The sequence below is a fragment of the Roseibium sp. genome, assembly GCF_039982295.1.
Classification (GTDB): Bacteria; Pseudomonadota; Alphaproteobacteria; order Rhizobiales; family Stappiaceae; genus Roseibium.
The window spans coordinates 281,237-296,365 of sequence record NZ_JBDWYP010000092.1 but is presented as its reverse complement, the minus strand read 5'-3'; the positions used below and the strand labels follow the sequence as shown (position 1 = coordinate 296,365).

At 58.2% G+C, this 15,129-nt stretch carries 5 protein-coding genes; 2 read left to right on the top strand and 3 right to left on the bottom strand.

The genetic code is table 11. The annotated features are described in order from the left end of the window. Positions 1-15: 15 nt before the first annotated feature. From ABJZ52_RS21535 to ABJZ52_RS21525, 3 genes are all read right to left on the bottom strand, one after another. Entirely contained in the window at positions 16-1,401 is a 1,386-nt protein-coding gene (locus ABJZ52_RS21535; protein WP_348186853.1) for an aminotransferase class I/II-fold pyridoxal phosphate-dependent enzyme, read from the bottom strand. Then, positions 1,398-9,008: an SDR family NAD(P)-dependent oxidoreductase gene (locus ABJZ52_RS21530; RefSeq protein ID WP_348186851.1), complete on the bottom strand. Its 7,611-nt coding sequence runs from the start codon at positions 9,006-9,008 to the stop codon at positions 1,398-1,400. The genes ABJZ52_RS21535 and ABJZ52_RS21530 overlap by 4 nt, the downstream gene beginning before the upstream one ends. A 459-nt stretch (positions 9,009-9,467) precedes the next feature. Continuing rightward, positions 9,468-11,039 (bottom strand): trimethylamine methyltransferase family protein, encoded by a 1,572-nt coding sequence (locus ABJZ52_RS21525; RefSeq protein WP_348186849.1) that lies wholly within the window; start codon positions 11,037-11,039, stop codon positions 9,468-9,470. Between the two features lie 307 nt (positions 11,040-11,346). Between ABJZ52_RS21525 and ABJZ52_RS21520 the strand changes: the two genes are divergently transcribed. Together ABJZ52_RS21520 and bmt are read left to right on the top strand one after the other, a co-directional pair. Continuing rightward, complete coding sequence (locus tag ABJZ52_RS21520) at positions 11,347-13,908, top strand: FAD-dependent oxidoreductase (RefSeq protein ID WP_348186847.1); 2,562 nt, start codon at positions 11,347-11,349, stop codon at positions 13,906-13,908. Between the two features lie 120 nt (positions 13,909-14,028). Continuing rightward, positions 14,029-15,033 carry a betaine--homocysteine S-methyltransferase gene (gene bmt / locus ABJZ52_RS21515; RefSeq protein ID WP_348186845.1) on the top strand — a complete coding sequence of 335 codons (1,005 nt, stop codon included), beginning with the start codon at positions 14,029-14,031 and terminating at the stop codon, positions 15,031-15,033. The last annotated feature ends 96 nt before the right edge of the window (positions 15,034-15,129 follow it).

The following is a 15,129-nucleotide window of genomic DNA, read 5'->3' as shown; positions in this document are numbered from 1 at the left end:
GTACGAGCGCTCGGTTTAGCGTGTCGCGCGGATAAGCTTGTCGACGGCGCTGCCTTCTCCGGAGAGCTCGGCGAGTTCTTCCGCTGTGATCCGGACGGCGCGTTCGATCTGTTCGCTCGTGTGCTCACTCGTGATGAAGAACCGCAGCCGCGCTGACTTTTCTGCGACTGCCGGAAAGATGATCGGCAGCGCGTTTACGCCCCGCGCCAGCAGCCTGTTGGACAACATGGCGGCGCGAACGGAATCGCCGACGATCACCGGAACGACCGAGTAACCCGCGCTCGGGCCGGTATCCAGCCCTGCCTTTTTCGCCAATTTCAGGAACAGCTGCCCATTGGCCTGAAGCTTTTTCACTCGCTCAGGTTCGCGTTCCATGACGGAAATGGAAGCAATGGCCGCTGCCGTCAAGGCGGGCGCGAGGCCGACCGAAAAAACAAACCCTGGTGCTGTCACTTTGAGATAGTCGCAAAGAACCCGAGATCCGGCGATGTAGCCGCCGCAGGACGAAAAGGTCTTGCTGAGCGTTCCCATCCACAGTTCGACCTCTTGGGGGTCAACACCATAGTGCTCCGCAATTCCCTTGCCTGTTTCGCCCAGGACACCGATCGAATGGGCCTCGTCGACCATAAGCCAGGCATCATAGGACTGCTTGAGCTTGACGACCCGTTTCAGGTCCGGGAAGTCACCATCCATCGAATAAAGTCCCTCGACGATGATCAACACGTTTTCGAACTTGTGCCGGTTTTCCGCCAGGAGTTTCTCCAGGGCGTTCAGATCATCATGAGCGAAATTGATCCGGGTTGCACCTGAAAGCCGAGCACCCTCTGCGATGGAGTTGTGCACCAGGCTGTCGGTCAGGATCAGATCGCCCTTTTTCATCAGATGCCCGATGGTCGTCACATTGGTCGCGTGGCCGGACACCATGACGATGGCAGCCTCGACACCATGAACCCGCGCCAGAGCATCTTCCAGCTCGCCATGAAGAGGGCGCTCGCCAGCGACAATTCGGCTGGCGGAAACGCTGGTCCCAAACGTCTCGACCGCATGTGCAGCCGCTTCGTTGATTTCAGGGTGTCCGTTCAGACCGAGGTAGTTGTAGGACGCGAAATTGTCGAAGGTCTTGCCGTCGATCTCGGTGGTTCCGGCTGCAAGACCGTCATGGGGACGAAAGAACGGATTTTCGATGCCCATCATGTCCGCAGCAGCCCGCTGCATTTGCAGTTGCTTGATCTGGGGCAGCTCGCGAAAGTCAAAGGCCTTGCGTTTTGGCGCAGGCGCCGTGGCGGTCTTGGTCTCCGGCCTGCGCTGGCGCGAAGAGCGATGACCGGATCTGAGGCTGTCCATCAGTTTGGCGCGCTCGTCGGCGGCGATTCCCTTGGGGCTGTCTTTGCTGTCAGTCATAGGAATGACCCCAGTTCGCGGCTCTTGCTTTCGACCTTTTCGGCAATATCGCTAAGATCTTCGGTCTCTGTACGGTCATCGGCGACATGTTGACTGGCGAGCTGTCGGCTGTCCGACGAGATGGTGTCTTCGCCCGTTTCCCCCAACACGCGATTGGCAACACGCGTGGACAGATCAATCAGGGTCGCGCCGTTGGCAAGCGACATCAACGGAATGTCGATGCCCAACTGGCGCTCCGCGCTCATCCGCAGTTCCAGAGCCATCAGCGAGTCCATGCCAATCTCGGAGAGTGGCTTGTGAGCATCGATCTCTTCCGGTGCGATCCGGAGAATTTTGCCGATCTCGCCAGCGAGAAGCTTTGCAACGGTCTGTGCGGCCGTCACATTGTCCATTCCCTCCAGAAGCGCGTGAAGGTCGATGACTCCTTCTCCAGCAGACCCGTCATCACCATCACCAAGGCCCAGAAGGCTGACAAGTGGTGTGTCCAGGAGAGCAAGGTCCTTGCGCGCTGATTGCCAGTCGATGCGGGCATAGCCTACAGCCGCGGTCTCGAGACTCTCTTGCGGCAGCGCCATCAAGGCCATCAGGCCATCAAGAGCTTCTTTTGCCGACAGCGCATGGCGGCCCAGCTTGCGCGACAGCATCTCGTTCACATCCTCGTTGCGGGTCAGGTACCCCGCGTCCGAGATTGCACCCCATGCAACGGTCAGGGCAGGGCGGCCTTCGGCTCTACGCTTGCGGGCAAGCGCTTCCAGATAGCCATTGGCTGCGACGTAGTTTGCCTGTCCCGGGTTGCCGACAAGGGTTGTGGCGGACGAATAGAGGACGAAGTGATCGAGCGGATCATTGGCCGTCAGGGTGTCCAGGAGTTCTGCCCCGCGAACCTTGGGGGCGAGCACCTTGGAAAGGCCGTCGTGATCAAGGTTGGCGATCAGGACATCATTCAGCACCATCGCGGTGTGGAACACACCTCGGATCTCCGGCATATCGGAGCGAATGGCCTCAAAGGCGCCAGACATGGCAGCTTCGTCGGTGATGTCGCAGGCAAACGCCCGGGCGGTGATACCAGCTTTTGCAAGCTCGGCGATTGCCGCCTGTGCTTCCTCGGTGGTGTCGCCACGACGGCTGAGAACAGCAAGGTGCCGCGCGCCCATGTCTCCCAGGCGCTTGAGCAGCTCAACACCAAATCCACCGAAGCCACCTGCAATCACGTACGTCGCATCTGCCTTGAAGGAAAGCGTTGATGCTTCAGGCAAGCTCTCCGGCACACTCGGCGGGCGCAGCACGATCTTGCCGATGTGTCCGGCTTGTTGCATCAGGCGGAACGCGTCGACGACCCGATTGGCGTCGAAAACCCGATGCGGCAGAGGGCTCAGGGTGCCATCTTCAAAAAGCCCGACAAGATCTCTGAACAATTCTTCTGCCAGCGCCGGCTGGCGCGTCAGAAGCTGGTCAGCGTCAATGCCGAAATAGGTCAGGTTTTGCCGGAACGGTCTCAGGCCGATCCGCGTGTTGCCATAGTAGTCGCGCTTGCCCAGTTCCAGGAAACGGCCGAATGGCTTAAGAACCTCGATGCTGCGCTCCATGGCCTCGCCAAACAGCGAGTTCAGAACGACATCCACGCCCTCGCCATCGGTGTCGATCATCACCGCATCGACGAACTCGAGAGATCGGGAATCAAGGACAACATCCGCGCCGAGCAGCTTGAGGAAGTTGCGTTTTTCGACCGATCCGGCGGTCGCGATGACCTTGGCTCCACGCCATTTCGCGATTTGCAGGGCCGCAAGGCCGACGCCGCCGGCACCGCCGTGGATCAGAACCGTTTCGCTGTCCGACAGCTTGGCCAGATGAACCAGGGCGTAATACGCTGTCAGAAAGGTGACCGGGATCGTCGCAGCCTCTTCGGAGGACACGTTGGATGGCATCGGCGCACAGCCGCTTTCGTCCACGGTCACATGGCTTGCGAAACAGGCCGGGGCGAAGGTGATCACCTTGTCGCCCGGCTGAAAGCGCGTCACGTTTGGACCGCAGGAAACAACGGTACCACAGCACTCCATCCCCAGTGTCGGGCCGGCAAATCCGTCTTCCAGTGCCTCCTCGGGAAGAAGGCCCAGTGCCCACATGACATCGCGGAAATTAAGGCCGCTGGCCTCAACCGCAATTTCCACTTCCGAGGCTTCTGGGCGCGGACGCGCTATTGCCTGCCAGGAAAGCTGGTCAAGCGCCCCCTGCCGCAGGATGTCCAGGCGCATTCCAGGCTCGGCGCCAGCCGGCAAGGTTGCCTTGGGCAGAACACCACCTTGCAAGATGCGCAAGCCGGAACGTTTGCCGCCTTCGATGATGATTTCCCGCTCGCCATTCGGACGTTGCAATTCCTCGACCAGTCTGACGGCAGCAATGCCTGGCTCAAGGTCGGGGGAAAGGTCGATCAAGCGAATGCCCGCCTGGGGGAACTCGTTCATTGCCACGCGGCCAAAAGCCCAGGTCGCCGTCTGTGCCGGGCAGTGTGCAGAACCACCAGCAAGGTCCTGAGCGCCGCCGGGCACCACGACCGTGACGGCTGCATCATCGGCGCCGATGGCATTGAGCAATCTCGTCAGTGGCCAGATGCGGTGGTCGGCAGACGAAAGCGCATCCTTGTCGCCATCATAGGCACCAAGGAGATACACAATCCTCAGATCGCTTGCGGTGACGAATGGCTTCAGGGTCTCCAGCTCTGCATCGAAGTTGATGCTGAGCATACCGTCATCGGTGAGAGCAGTCTCATCGCCGAGAACAGCAAGGCGCGTCGCCGCACCATCTCTCGAAAGGCTGGATGCAACAGCATCGGCAAGCTTTTTCGACGGGCCCTGATCGTCGGCGATAAGAAGCCAGCTGGTGGTTGGCTGATCAACTGCTTCGGTCGTTTCCTGATCGGGATCGGCAACGACCACATCGTCATTGGCCGCTTTCAACGCCGGACAACGCGCCGCGATAAGGTCAATTTCTGCGTCCGCGCTATCGAGCGCTGCAGTCTCTACACGCTCAAATCCAACGGCGGTCAAGGACTGGGGCCAGTCGGATCCCTGACGTGACACAGGGAAGTCGCCGAGCGCACCATCGTCCCACCAGTCCGCACCGACACCCATAAGAAGGTCAGTCAGTGGTGAGGGCAGGTGTTCTGCGGCCAGAAGCAGACCGTCCCGGGCGATGAGACCGGCCAGGCGAGCGCGCTGGTCCTGATCAAGGTCCGAAAGAGAAGAGGCGCAAATCAGAACGTCGTAGGGTGCCTTCTCAGACAGGGCGTCATCGGAAAACTCGATGAATTCACTGGATGTGCTGCCAGACCAAAGGCGAGCGGCACGGCCCAGGACCGCATCGCTTGCATCCGTTACGACCGCATCCATTCGGCGCGGATCAAGTAACTCATCGACGGTTTGCGGGATGTCGAGGGAGGTCGCCCCGAGCACCAATACGCGCAAGGGATGCGCTTCCGGCCAAGCCGAGATCAGTTCCGCCACCAGTTTCTTTTGGGCGCCAGTCAGGGCGAGGGCTGCCGGGGAGGCTGTGATGTAGGCTTCGAACAATCCGCCAGCATAAAGGTCGCGAGCAGTGCTCTTCAAACCGTTCGCAAGGAGTTCACGAAGATCACTCGAAAGCCTCGCAAGCAAGGCGGCTTCGGCGATGTGCCTCGACGCTTCAACGGCAATTGTCTGCATAAGGGCGTCGACGCCTGGACCTTCGGACGGATCAGTCAGCGTCCAGCGGTTTTCCTCCGATGCTTCGGCCAAACCGCTCTCGCAGAGCCAGTTGAGCAGGGAAAATGCAAGAGGTTTCGCGCTTTCTGCCCATTCCTCGGTTGCGAGAAGGTCATTTGCGTCGAGAACGCCGTCTTTGCAATAGGACCATAGCGTTTCATGGCTGATGGTTCTGCCAAGCGCTTCGACAAGCAAGGTCTGGTCGGAAAGGTCTTGTGGCGTCTCGGACGTCAGGCCGCCAGCCGCAGCGAATGCGACAAAATCTTCACCGATTGCCTGACCGACCGGCGACAGGCGATCTGCTTCCGGCAAATGTGCTGCCAACTGACGATAAACCAGTTCGTTCGGACGCGTCTCGCGCCCCAGTTTCACGGCGCGGAAGCGAGTTTGGGACAGCCGGGCAACGACGTCGCCTTCTACATCCAGATACTCAAAACTGGCCTCAATCGAGCGTGGCGATGCTTTCGTCACCTTGATGCGCACAGTCGAAGGCGGTGTGTCGGCCTTTAGCAAACGCAGCGAGCCGATGCGAATGGGCAGGAAACTGGTTTTTTCCGGAACGCCCTCAACCGATTGAAGCAACGCGAAGAGGCCATGGAAACCGCTGTCGACAAGTGTCGGGCAGAGGGAAAGCTCGTTCTTCGCAAGAACTTCGCTTTGTGGCTTCAGGTAGACGGTGGCTGTGCGCTCATCATGAGTTACGACTTTTTCAGCACGGCGGAACACCGGTCCGTATTCCAGGCCGAAGCTTCGCGTAATTTCATAGAGTTCTTCGTGATCGAGGGTCGATGAAACCGTTTCGCCCGTCTTGATCCAGGACGCGCGGCTGTCGTTGGAAACAGATACAAAGTGGCCACGAGCGTTCAGGGCCCAATCGCCGTCCTGCAAACGCGGGCGTGAAAGGATCTCGATCACCTTGTCATCCGGAGAAATTCGAACCTGAGTTTCGAATGTCTCGGAAGCTTCGATCACAATCGGGCGGAGAATGTCGAGGTCACGAAGTTCGACCGTCTCGCCCTTGGTCCAGCGCAGAGCGGCGCGCAGCGCCATTTCGGTATAGCCTGCGGCCGGGAAAACAACAGATTCTTCGACCTTGTGATCGGCGAGCCAAGGAATGGCATCCGCATCGACATGGTTGAACCATTCGGCCGTATCCTTTCGGAAACGATAGCCGAGCAGTGGCCAGGTCTGGCCGAAGATGAAATCCACCTGTTCGGCAGTCGGCTCTGGCTTGATCTTCGTGTTCTGCCAAGGATAGAGCGGCAGATCCGCAAGGGACGCGGGCATAGGGCCGACAAACTTGGAAAGATCAACCTTGCCCCCGCTTGCAAGAACGCCACTTGCGGCTTGCACAACAGGATTGGCAACCGGCTTCGCATTTTTGCCTGGTTGGTCGAGGCTTGTCAGAACCTTGGCTTTCTTGCCGCCACCTCGCAACACGTCGTTCATGTAGGTGCCGAGCACAGCCTTGGGGCCGATTTCAACAAGCACACCGATTCCGTCCTCGATCATATTGCTGATCGCATCGGCAAAGAGAACCGGCTGACGAACGTTACGCCACCAGTAGTCAGCGTCCAGCATCGGTGCTTCTTCGTCCGTATCCACTGTAGAGTAGAAGCGGGTTTTGGGCGTTTCCGGCGAGACGCTCGCGAGGCTCTTCAGCAGTGGTTCCTTGATCGGGTCGACAAGAGCGCTGTGGAATGGATAGGCAAGGTTTAGGCGCCGCATCGCCCATTTGTTTTTACGTGCAAACTTGGCAAATGCATCGAGGCTATCTGTATCGCCTGAAATTGTCACACTGCGCGGGCTGTTGATCGCCGCAAGTTCCAACCGTGGCAAGCCACTGGCCTCAATGGCAGAAACGGCCTTCTCGGCCGGCAGCAGCAACGCTGCCATGGAGCCAAGGTGGCGGACGACTTCCTGCTCGGTGGACCTGGCGTGGATCACCGTTACAGCTTGCTCCAGCGACAGGGCACCTGAACACCATGCAGCTGCCACTTCGCCGACGCTATGTCCTGCGACGGCATCTGCTTCAACGCCGCGGCTTCGCAAGGATTCCACGACTGCGACCTGAATCGCGAACAGCAATGGCTGAGCGATCTCGGTACGCTCAATATCGTTTTCCAGATCTTCCGCAAACATGGTCGTCAGAAGCGACCAGCCGCCAACTCCCATGAATATACGGTCGACTTTTTCGAAGGTTTCCTGGAATACGGCATCTTTTTGGTAGGCGTCCTGACCCATGCCGGCCCATTGTGAGCCGTTGCCGGAAAAAACGAATCCAACGTCATCGGCGGCGCGCATCGCGTCGCCGGATACAGTTTCACTTCCAGCATCGTCTTCCAGATATGCCGTCAGCGCTGCGATTTTCTCATCGCCTGTCGCGCCTTGCACAATCAGGCGTTCCGACAGGAGGTCGCGAGCGTGAGCCGCGCTCACGCCGAGGTGCGCTGCGCCGTCGTCATCGGTTTCCGTCATCAGATCGCGGAAGGATCCAGCCAGCTCTTTCAGCGCTTCCTTCGAGCGAGCGGTGAGAACCAGCGGCGCCGCAGGATCGCAGCTGACAGCCGTAATTTCATCGGCGTCACCATCTGCAACCACCGTATGAGCATTTGTGCCACCAAAGCCGAAGGAATTGACGCCGGCAAGACGCGGTGTTTCCGACTTGGCGAGAGGTACGGCTTCAGCTGCAACCTGAAGGTTGAGCTCCTCGAAGGGGATATCCGGATTGGGGTCGCGGAAATGAAGCGATTTCGGGAAAGAGTTGTTCTTCAGGGACAAAATGGCTTTGAGCAGGCCAACAAGGCCGGAGACCGGCTCCAGGTGTCCTACGTTGGTCTTGACCGAACCAATCGGCAGAACCAAATCGCGTTTCTGACCGATCACCTTGCCAAGTGCGTCCGCCTCAGCCGGGTCGCCGACGCGTGTTCCCGTCCCATGCGCTTCGACAAAAGCAAGGTCTTTCGGCGAGATGCCAAGGTCTTCATACATTTCACGCAGAAGATCTGCCTGCGCATAGGGCGAGGGCAGGGACATGCCAACCGTGCGGCCGTCAGCATTGATGCCGCTAGCAAGCAGCTTGCCGTGGCTGCGGCTCCCTTTGAGCTTTCCGGCACGATTTGCGCGAAGGACGATCGCCACGCCGCCTTCAGAACGCACATAGCCGTCGCCATTGGCGTCGAACGCCTGGCACAGGCCGGTCGGAGACAACATCGTGGCACGGGAAAAGCCTACAAATGCGAACGGGCTGAGCAGCAGGCTGACACCACAAACGATTGCGGTATCGATTTGGCCGCTTTCAAGCGCCGCTACAGCTTCATGGAGCGCGACAAGTGAGGACGAGCAAGCGGTATCGACGGTAAAGCTCGGTCCGCGCAAATCGTAAATATAGGAGATCCGGTTCGACACGATCGACAAGGTGTTGCCGGTCATGAACTGCATGTCCGAATTTGCCGTGTCGACCAGGAAACGGTGATGATAGTCGAGCGAAGACGCGCCGACATAAACGCCGGTGTTGCTGCCAGCTAAATCACTTGGCTTGACATTCGCATGCTCCAGGGCTTCCCAGACCAATTGCAGCAACAGCCGCTGCTGCGGATCCATTTGCAGGGCTTCGCGCGGCGAGATTCCAAAGAACGCTGGATCGAAGCCCCAGACATCATCGATCTGACCTGCGGCCCATGTGTAGGATTTTCCCGGAGCTGCCTTGTTCGGATGGCCCATGCGTGCAAGGGGCCAGCGCTCCTCTTCGATGGAGGCGACAGCACAGGTGCCGTCGGCGAGCAGCTTCCAAAATTCTTCTGACGAATTCGCGCCCGGCAGTCGATTGGAAAAACCTAGAATATCAATATTGGAGGTAAGGGATGCCACAAGTCGACCTTCATTCCGCAACGCTTGACGCGATTTCTACAATTCTAATTCAAAAACCTATTGAGATTAAGCTATTAACATTCTGACTTCGTTTCCCTCAACTTGAAACCGCCCCCCTCAGGCGAAGCTTTTTAGATCTCTAGAATCCATACTACTCCAGCGCTTCCGCGGTTGCCACCATAATGGTTCAAGCCATCTACCCCAAGAGGATGAGTATCAATAAGGGCATCCGGAAAAAATGAAACTCTAAAATAGTGCTGAAAAACGGTCTTCCTGCGGTATTTAGGGGAAAGGCGTGCAAATCGACGGATCTGCGGCACGAAGGCGCCAGCGGCGGCGCTACGCGCGGTGCTCTGAAGCCAATCTCGAACGAACAACGAGATACGGTTCAAGCCGGGCGAAGCATGTTAAACCACTCAGTGAAGCGAGTGGACCAGAGCATCTCGACGCTCTCACACGCTAAACATTACTGTCAGGGAAGGATGCCTTGCGTTCGGTCATGAATGACAGCAGCGCTTCATCGATCCCGGGATCCAGTTCCGGACCTGTGTACTCTTGAAGTTGCTGCTTCCAGATTGCGTTGGCGCGCCGTGCTGCATCGTTCTGGCCGTCAGCAAGCCACTGCTCGTAGGAATTGTTGTCGGCAATCGACGACCGGTAGAATGCGCTTTCAAAGTTGCGCTGCGTGTGTCCGGCACCTAGAAAATGTCCTCCAGGGCCCACTTCTTCAAGCGCGTCCATGGCCATGGCTTCATCTGAAAGATCGATGCCCTTTGCCAGAACATGCATCATGCCGAGCTGGTCAGCATCGAGAATGAATTTCTCGTATGAGGAACACAATCCCCCCTCGAGCCAGCCTGCAGAATGGAGGCAGAAATTGACACCTGCCTGAACGGTGGCCGTGATCGTATGGGCGGATTCCTGGGCGGACTGTGCATCGGGCAACTTGGAGGCAGTGAAAGATCCGCCCGAGCGGTAGGGCAGGCCCACCCGTCTTGCGAGCTTGGCGGCGCCATTCAGCAGCAGTGTGCCTTCCGGGCTGCCGAATGTCGGTGCACCGGACTGCATGGAGATGGAACTCACAAAGGCACCGAAGACCACCGGCGCGCCTGGGCGCAAAAGCTGTGTCAGAGCGCAGCCGGCAAGTGCTTCCGCCAAGACTTGCGACAAGGTTCCTGCGACCGTGACGGGGCTCATGGCTCCGGCGAGGATGAAGGGCGATACAATGCAGGCCTGGTTGGCGCGCGCGTAGACCTTCAGCGCGCCGAGCATTGTACCGTCGAAAACAAGCGGCGAATTTGCATTGATCAGCTGGATCATCACGCAATTCTGATCGACAAAATCCTCACCAAAGGCGATCTGCGCCATCTTCACCGAATCTTCTGCCCGCTCCGGTGCGGTCACCGACCCCATGAACGGTTTGTCAGAATATTTGAGATGGCTGTAGACCATGTCGAAATGGCGTTTGTTGACCGGCAGATCTACAGGCTCGCAAATGGTGCCGCCAGAGTGGTGCAGGAACGGCGAGATATAGGCCAGCTTCACGAAATTGCGGAAGTCTTCAATCGTCCCGTAGCGGCGCCCCTGGTCCAGGTCCGTGACGAAGGGAGGGCCGTAGACCGGTGCAAACACAGTGTTGTTTCCGCCGATCTCGACATTGCGAGCCGGATTTCGTGCGTGTTGGGTGAACTGGGCGGGAGCTGTCTTGATCAGCTCCTGCAGCATTCCCTTTGGAAAACGGACCCGTTCGCCAGAAACCTCTGCGCCAGCTTCTTTCCATATCTGAAGTATCTCGGGGTCGTCCCTGAATTCCAGGCCGATTTCAGAAAGGATGCGATCGGTTTGGGCCTCGATCTTTTCGCAGCCCTCATCACTCAGGTATTCGAGAACAGGGATGTTTCGGCTGAGGTATGGAGCAAAGATTTGACCCGAGCCCGACTGGCGACGTTCCTTTCGCGCTGATCGTCCTCTGCGGCCCGACGCACGAGGCGTGGCGTTTGCTGAAAGGTCTGGATCGGCCTGGTCGGTCATGTGGGGCTCCCTGGGCATCTTGATCGCGCTTGTTGCACTTGTTCATGGTCATCCTGACGTGGACCGACCAAGTGCCGAAGCTTTGTTCCGTCTTTTCCTACCTCAAAAGCGGCATCGTTCAAATGTCAGCGGGGCAGGAAGTGTCTGGACCCGGGGCCAGGCGTGAAAACTGCAATGGCGGCTTGAGAACAGGAGATGTCGGTCCGGGGCCAATTCATGCGCATCCGACTGCCTAGTTTGTTTCTTAAATGAAGCCCTTTCGCTCGGCGGCAGATGGTTGCCTGAGAACATGCAAAAGGATTGAAAAATGTCAGCATTTCCTGACAGGGCAAAAGTCGTCATCGTCGGTCTTGGTGGAATCGTCGGTGCGTCCGTCGCGCACCATCTGATTGAACGTGGGTGGGACGACATCGTCGGAATCGACAAGTCCGGTATCCCGACTGACATTGGTTCGACGGCCCACGCCTCAGACTTTTGCTACACGACAAGCCATGACTACCTTTCCGTCTGGACAACGCAGTACTCCATCGATTTCTTCGAAAAAATGGGGCACTACGCACGCGTCGGCGGACTAGAAGTGGCACGCACGGGCGATGACGCCTGGATGGAAGAGATCAAGCGCAAAGTGACGTCCGGCAGGGCGTTCGGCACCAACGTCCGTCTGGTCAATCCGGCCGAGATCAAGGCAATGTTCCCCTTGATCGAGGAAGATCAGGTCCAGGGCGGCATGTTCGATCCGGATGCGGGTCTAGTTGTTCCGCGCTCGCAGACGGTTGCGGGCAAGTTGGTGGATCAGGGCGAAAAAAACGGCAAGCTGAAAGCCTTTGCGAACACGCCCGCGCAATCCCTCCTGGTCGAGGACGGCCGGATCAAGGGCGTTGTAACTCATCGCGGTACGATCGAGGCAGATCACGTCATTGTCTGTGCCGGACTTTGGGGACGCATGATTGCCGATATGGTCGGAGAGGACCTGCCGGTGATGCCGGTTGATCATCCGCTGACCTTCTTCGGTCCCTACAATGAGTTTGAAGGCACCGGCAAGGACATCGGCTATCCGCTTCTGCGCGACCAGGGTAACTCAGCCTACATGCGCGACACAGGCGACCCGAAGACAACCGAAGGCGGCCAGATCGAGTGGGGTTACTACGAGCCGACCAACCCGCGCATGTGCCATCCCCGCGATCTTCAGTCCAAGGAAGAAGCGCGCTTGTCGCCATCCCAGCGGGATCTGGAAATGGACCAGGTCATCGAGCCGCTTGAGCGTGCCATGGAACTGACGCCTGTCCTTGCTGAGCTCGGTTATAACGAAAGCCATTCCTTCAATGGCCTGCTTCAGGTCTCTGCAGCGGGCGGCCCATCTTGCGGCGAGAGCCAGAAGGTGCGCGGGCTCTGGTACTGTATCGCGATCTGGGTCAAGGATGGACCGGGATATGGCAAGCTGATCGCTGACTGGATCACTGACGGTCGTACTGAAATCGACCACGCCACAATCGATTATTCCCGCTTCTATGACCATCAGCTGACAGAGAGCTATATTGAGGACCGCTGTTACGAAGCCGCGCAGAAAATCTACTTCCCGGCGATCCATCCACGTGAACCCTATGCCAAGAGCCGCAACATCAAGCGCTCACCTTTCTATGAGCGCGAGAAGGAACTTGGCGGCTATTTCATGGAACTTGGCGGGTGGGAGCGCGCTCATGGATATGCAGCCAACGAACATCTCCTTGAAAAGTATGCCGACAAGGTGCCGGTTCGAGAGAACGAGTGGGACAGCCGCCACTTCTGGCCTGTCTCAAATGCAGAGCACCTGGCACTGAGCGAAGACTGCGGCCTCATCAACCTGTCTCACTTCTACATGTTCGATGTCGAAGGTCCGGATCATGTCGAGCTGATGGAATGGCTCTGCGCCGCCAAGATCGGCGGAGACGGCAACATCGGCAAGGGCATCTACACCCACTTCCTTGATGACGAGGGCATGGTCCGTGCCGATCTGACCGTGATCCGGATGGAGGATCGCTGCCGCGTGATCGATGGTGCTGACGCGGGCCCGCGCGACTACCATTACGTAAAGCGTGTCGCAGCGGACAAGGGGTTCGACGTCACCGTGACCGATGTGAACGAGCAGTTCACGACCATCGGCATCTGGGGTCCGAACGCGCGTGAAAACCTGAAAAAGGCTATCGCCGATCCGGCTCAGCTTGATCCGGAAAATTTCCCCTTCGCGGCGATCCGGCAGATCGAGATTGCCGGCAAGCCGGTGACCGCGCTCAGGCTGTCCTATGTTGGTGAGCAGGGCTGGGAACTTCACATGAAGTATGAAGACGGCCTGGCTGTCTGGGATGCGTTGCGGGCGCTGGGCATCATGGCTGTCGGTGTTGAGACCTATGCCAACTCCAGACGCATGGAAAAGAGCCTGCGTCTGCAAAACGCCGATCTTCTGACGCAATACAATCTCATGGAAAGCGACCTAGCCCGACCCAAGGTCAAGGCGGCGGACTTCCGCGGCAAGGAAAAACATGTCGAGTACAAGGCGCGAGAACATCAGCCGGCCATGCTTTGCACTCTTGTCATGAGCGAAAACACGGACGCCAGCGGTGTTCAGCGCTACCCGGTCGGGGCGATGCCGGTCATGGAACCGGGAACCGGAAAAGCGCTTGTCGATGAGCTGGGGCGTCTGTCCTACACGACCTCCGTTGCCTATGGGCCGACCATTGGCAAGAACATCGCGCTTGCCTATCTGCCCCATGGCTATTGTCAGATTGGCAGGAAGCTGGAGGTTGAGTATTTCTCGGAGACTTATCCGGTCGAAGTGGTCGCCGTTGGCTATAAGCCGCTCTATGATCCGGAAAATCTGAAGCCGCGCAGCTAGGATGATCGACAGGGTGATGTTTGCGTTGGCTTGGCCGGGTTCACAAGATCAAGTCGCCGCTATTGCTACCTTGCTCATGCCTTCGCCGACTGACGCTTGAATATAAAGAGAGGCACTCAAATGTCCAAACTGGAAGAGCATCTGGCAGAGAAGGGCATTCTTCTTACCGACGGTGCAACCGGCACGACGTTGTTCGGCATGGGGCTTCAGTCCGGCGACGCGCCTGAGCTCTGGAACGTGGACGAGCCTGACAAGATCCGGGCGATGCACAAGGGTTTCCTGGACGCCGGTGCGGATATCATCCTGACCAACACCTTTGGCGGTAACAAGCACCGGCTCAAGCTCAGCAACGACGCCCACCGGGTGCGTGAGTTGAACATGGCGGGCTTTGAGCGAGCGCGTGAAGCGGCCGCTGAGTTTGATCGCGATGTCTTGATCGGTGGATCGGTCGGGCCAACCGGAGAGTTGTTTCAGCCGCTCGGAGCCCTGACTTATGAAGACGCGGTTGAGGCCTTTTCCGAGCAGATGGATGCATTGGTCGAGGCGGGTGTCGATGTCTTGTGGGTCGAGACCATGTCGGCGGTCGAAGAAATGAAGGCAGCTAGCGAAGCGGCGAAGGACAAGGGTGTGCCGCTTGTCATCACTGCAAGCTTTGACACCGCTGGCCGGACCATGATGGGGCTGCCGCCCAAGGGCCTTAACGATTTGCGCTCGGAGTTTTCCTGCACGCCTGTTGCGATCGGTTCGAATTGTGGCGTTGGAGCCTCCGACCTTCTCGCGGCGATCCTGGAGATTACTGAAGCCGATCCGGATGCGGTCGTGGTTGCCAAGGGAAACTGCGGCATTCCCAAGATCAGCGGCAAGGATCTGATCTATTCGGGAACGCCGGATCTGATGGCCGACTATGTGCGCTTGGCGGTCGACGCAGGTGCGCGTATCATTGGCGGTTGCTGTGGCACCTCGGCCGCGCATCTTGCTGCGATGCGTGGCGCCCTGGATAGTCATGAGAAGACTGACCGCCCCACTGTGGCAGATGTCATAGAGCGTATCGGTCCGTTGGTGTCACCACCAAACAAGGCCGCAGAAAACGGTGCAACTCCACGCAGGAGCCGCCGTCGGGGCTAGCTCGTTTTACGTCGGTTTTTGGCTGTAACGCCAATTTGAGCAGGTCAAGTGCGATCTTTAGGCAGGTCTGGAAGGGTCGAGCCTAGGGGAGCGCGC

Excerpts from the sequence above, each read along its gene's own strand:
- ABJZ52_RS21535 (WP_348186853.1), bottom strand. The coding sequence starts at position 1,401 with ATGACTGACAGCAAAGACAGCCCCAAGGGAATCGCCGCCGACGAGCGC.
- ABJZ52_RS21525 (WP_348186849.1), bottom strand. The coding sequence starts at position 11,039 with ATGACCGACCAGGCCGATCCAGACCTTTCAGCAAACGCCACGCCTCGT.
- ABJZ52_RS21520 (WP_348186847.1), top strand. The coding sequence starts at position 11,347 with ATGTCAGCATTTCCTGACAGGGCAAAAGTCGTCATCGTCGGTCTTGGT.
- bmt (WP_348186845.1), top strand. The coding sequence starts at position 14,029 with ATGTCCAAACTGGAAGAGCATCTGGCAGAGAAGGGCATTCTTCTTACC.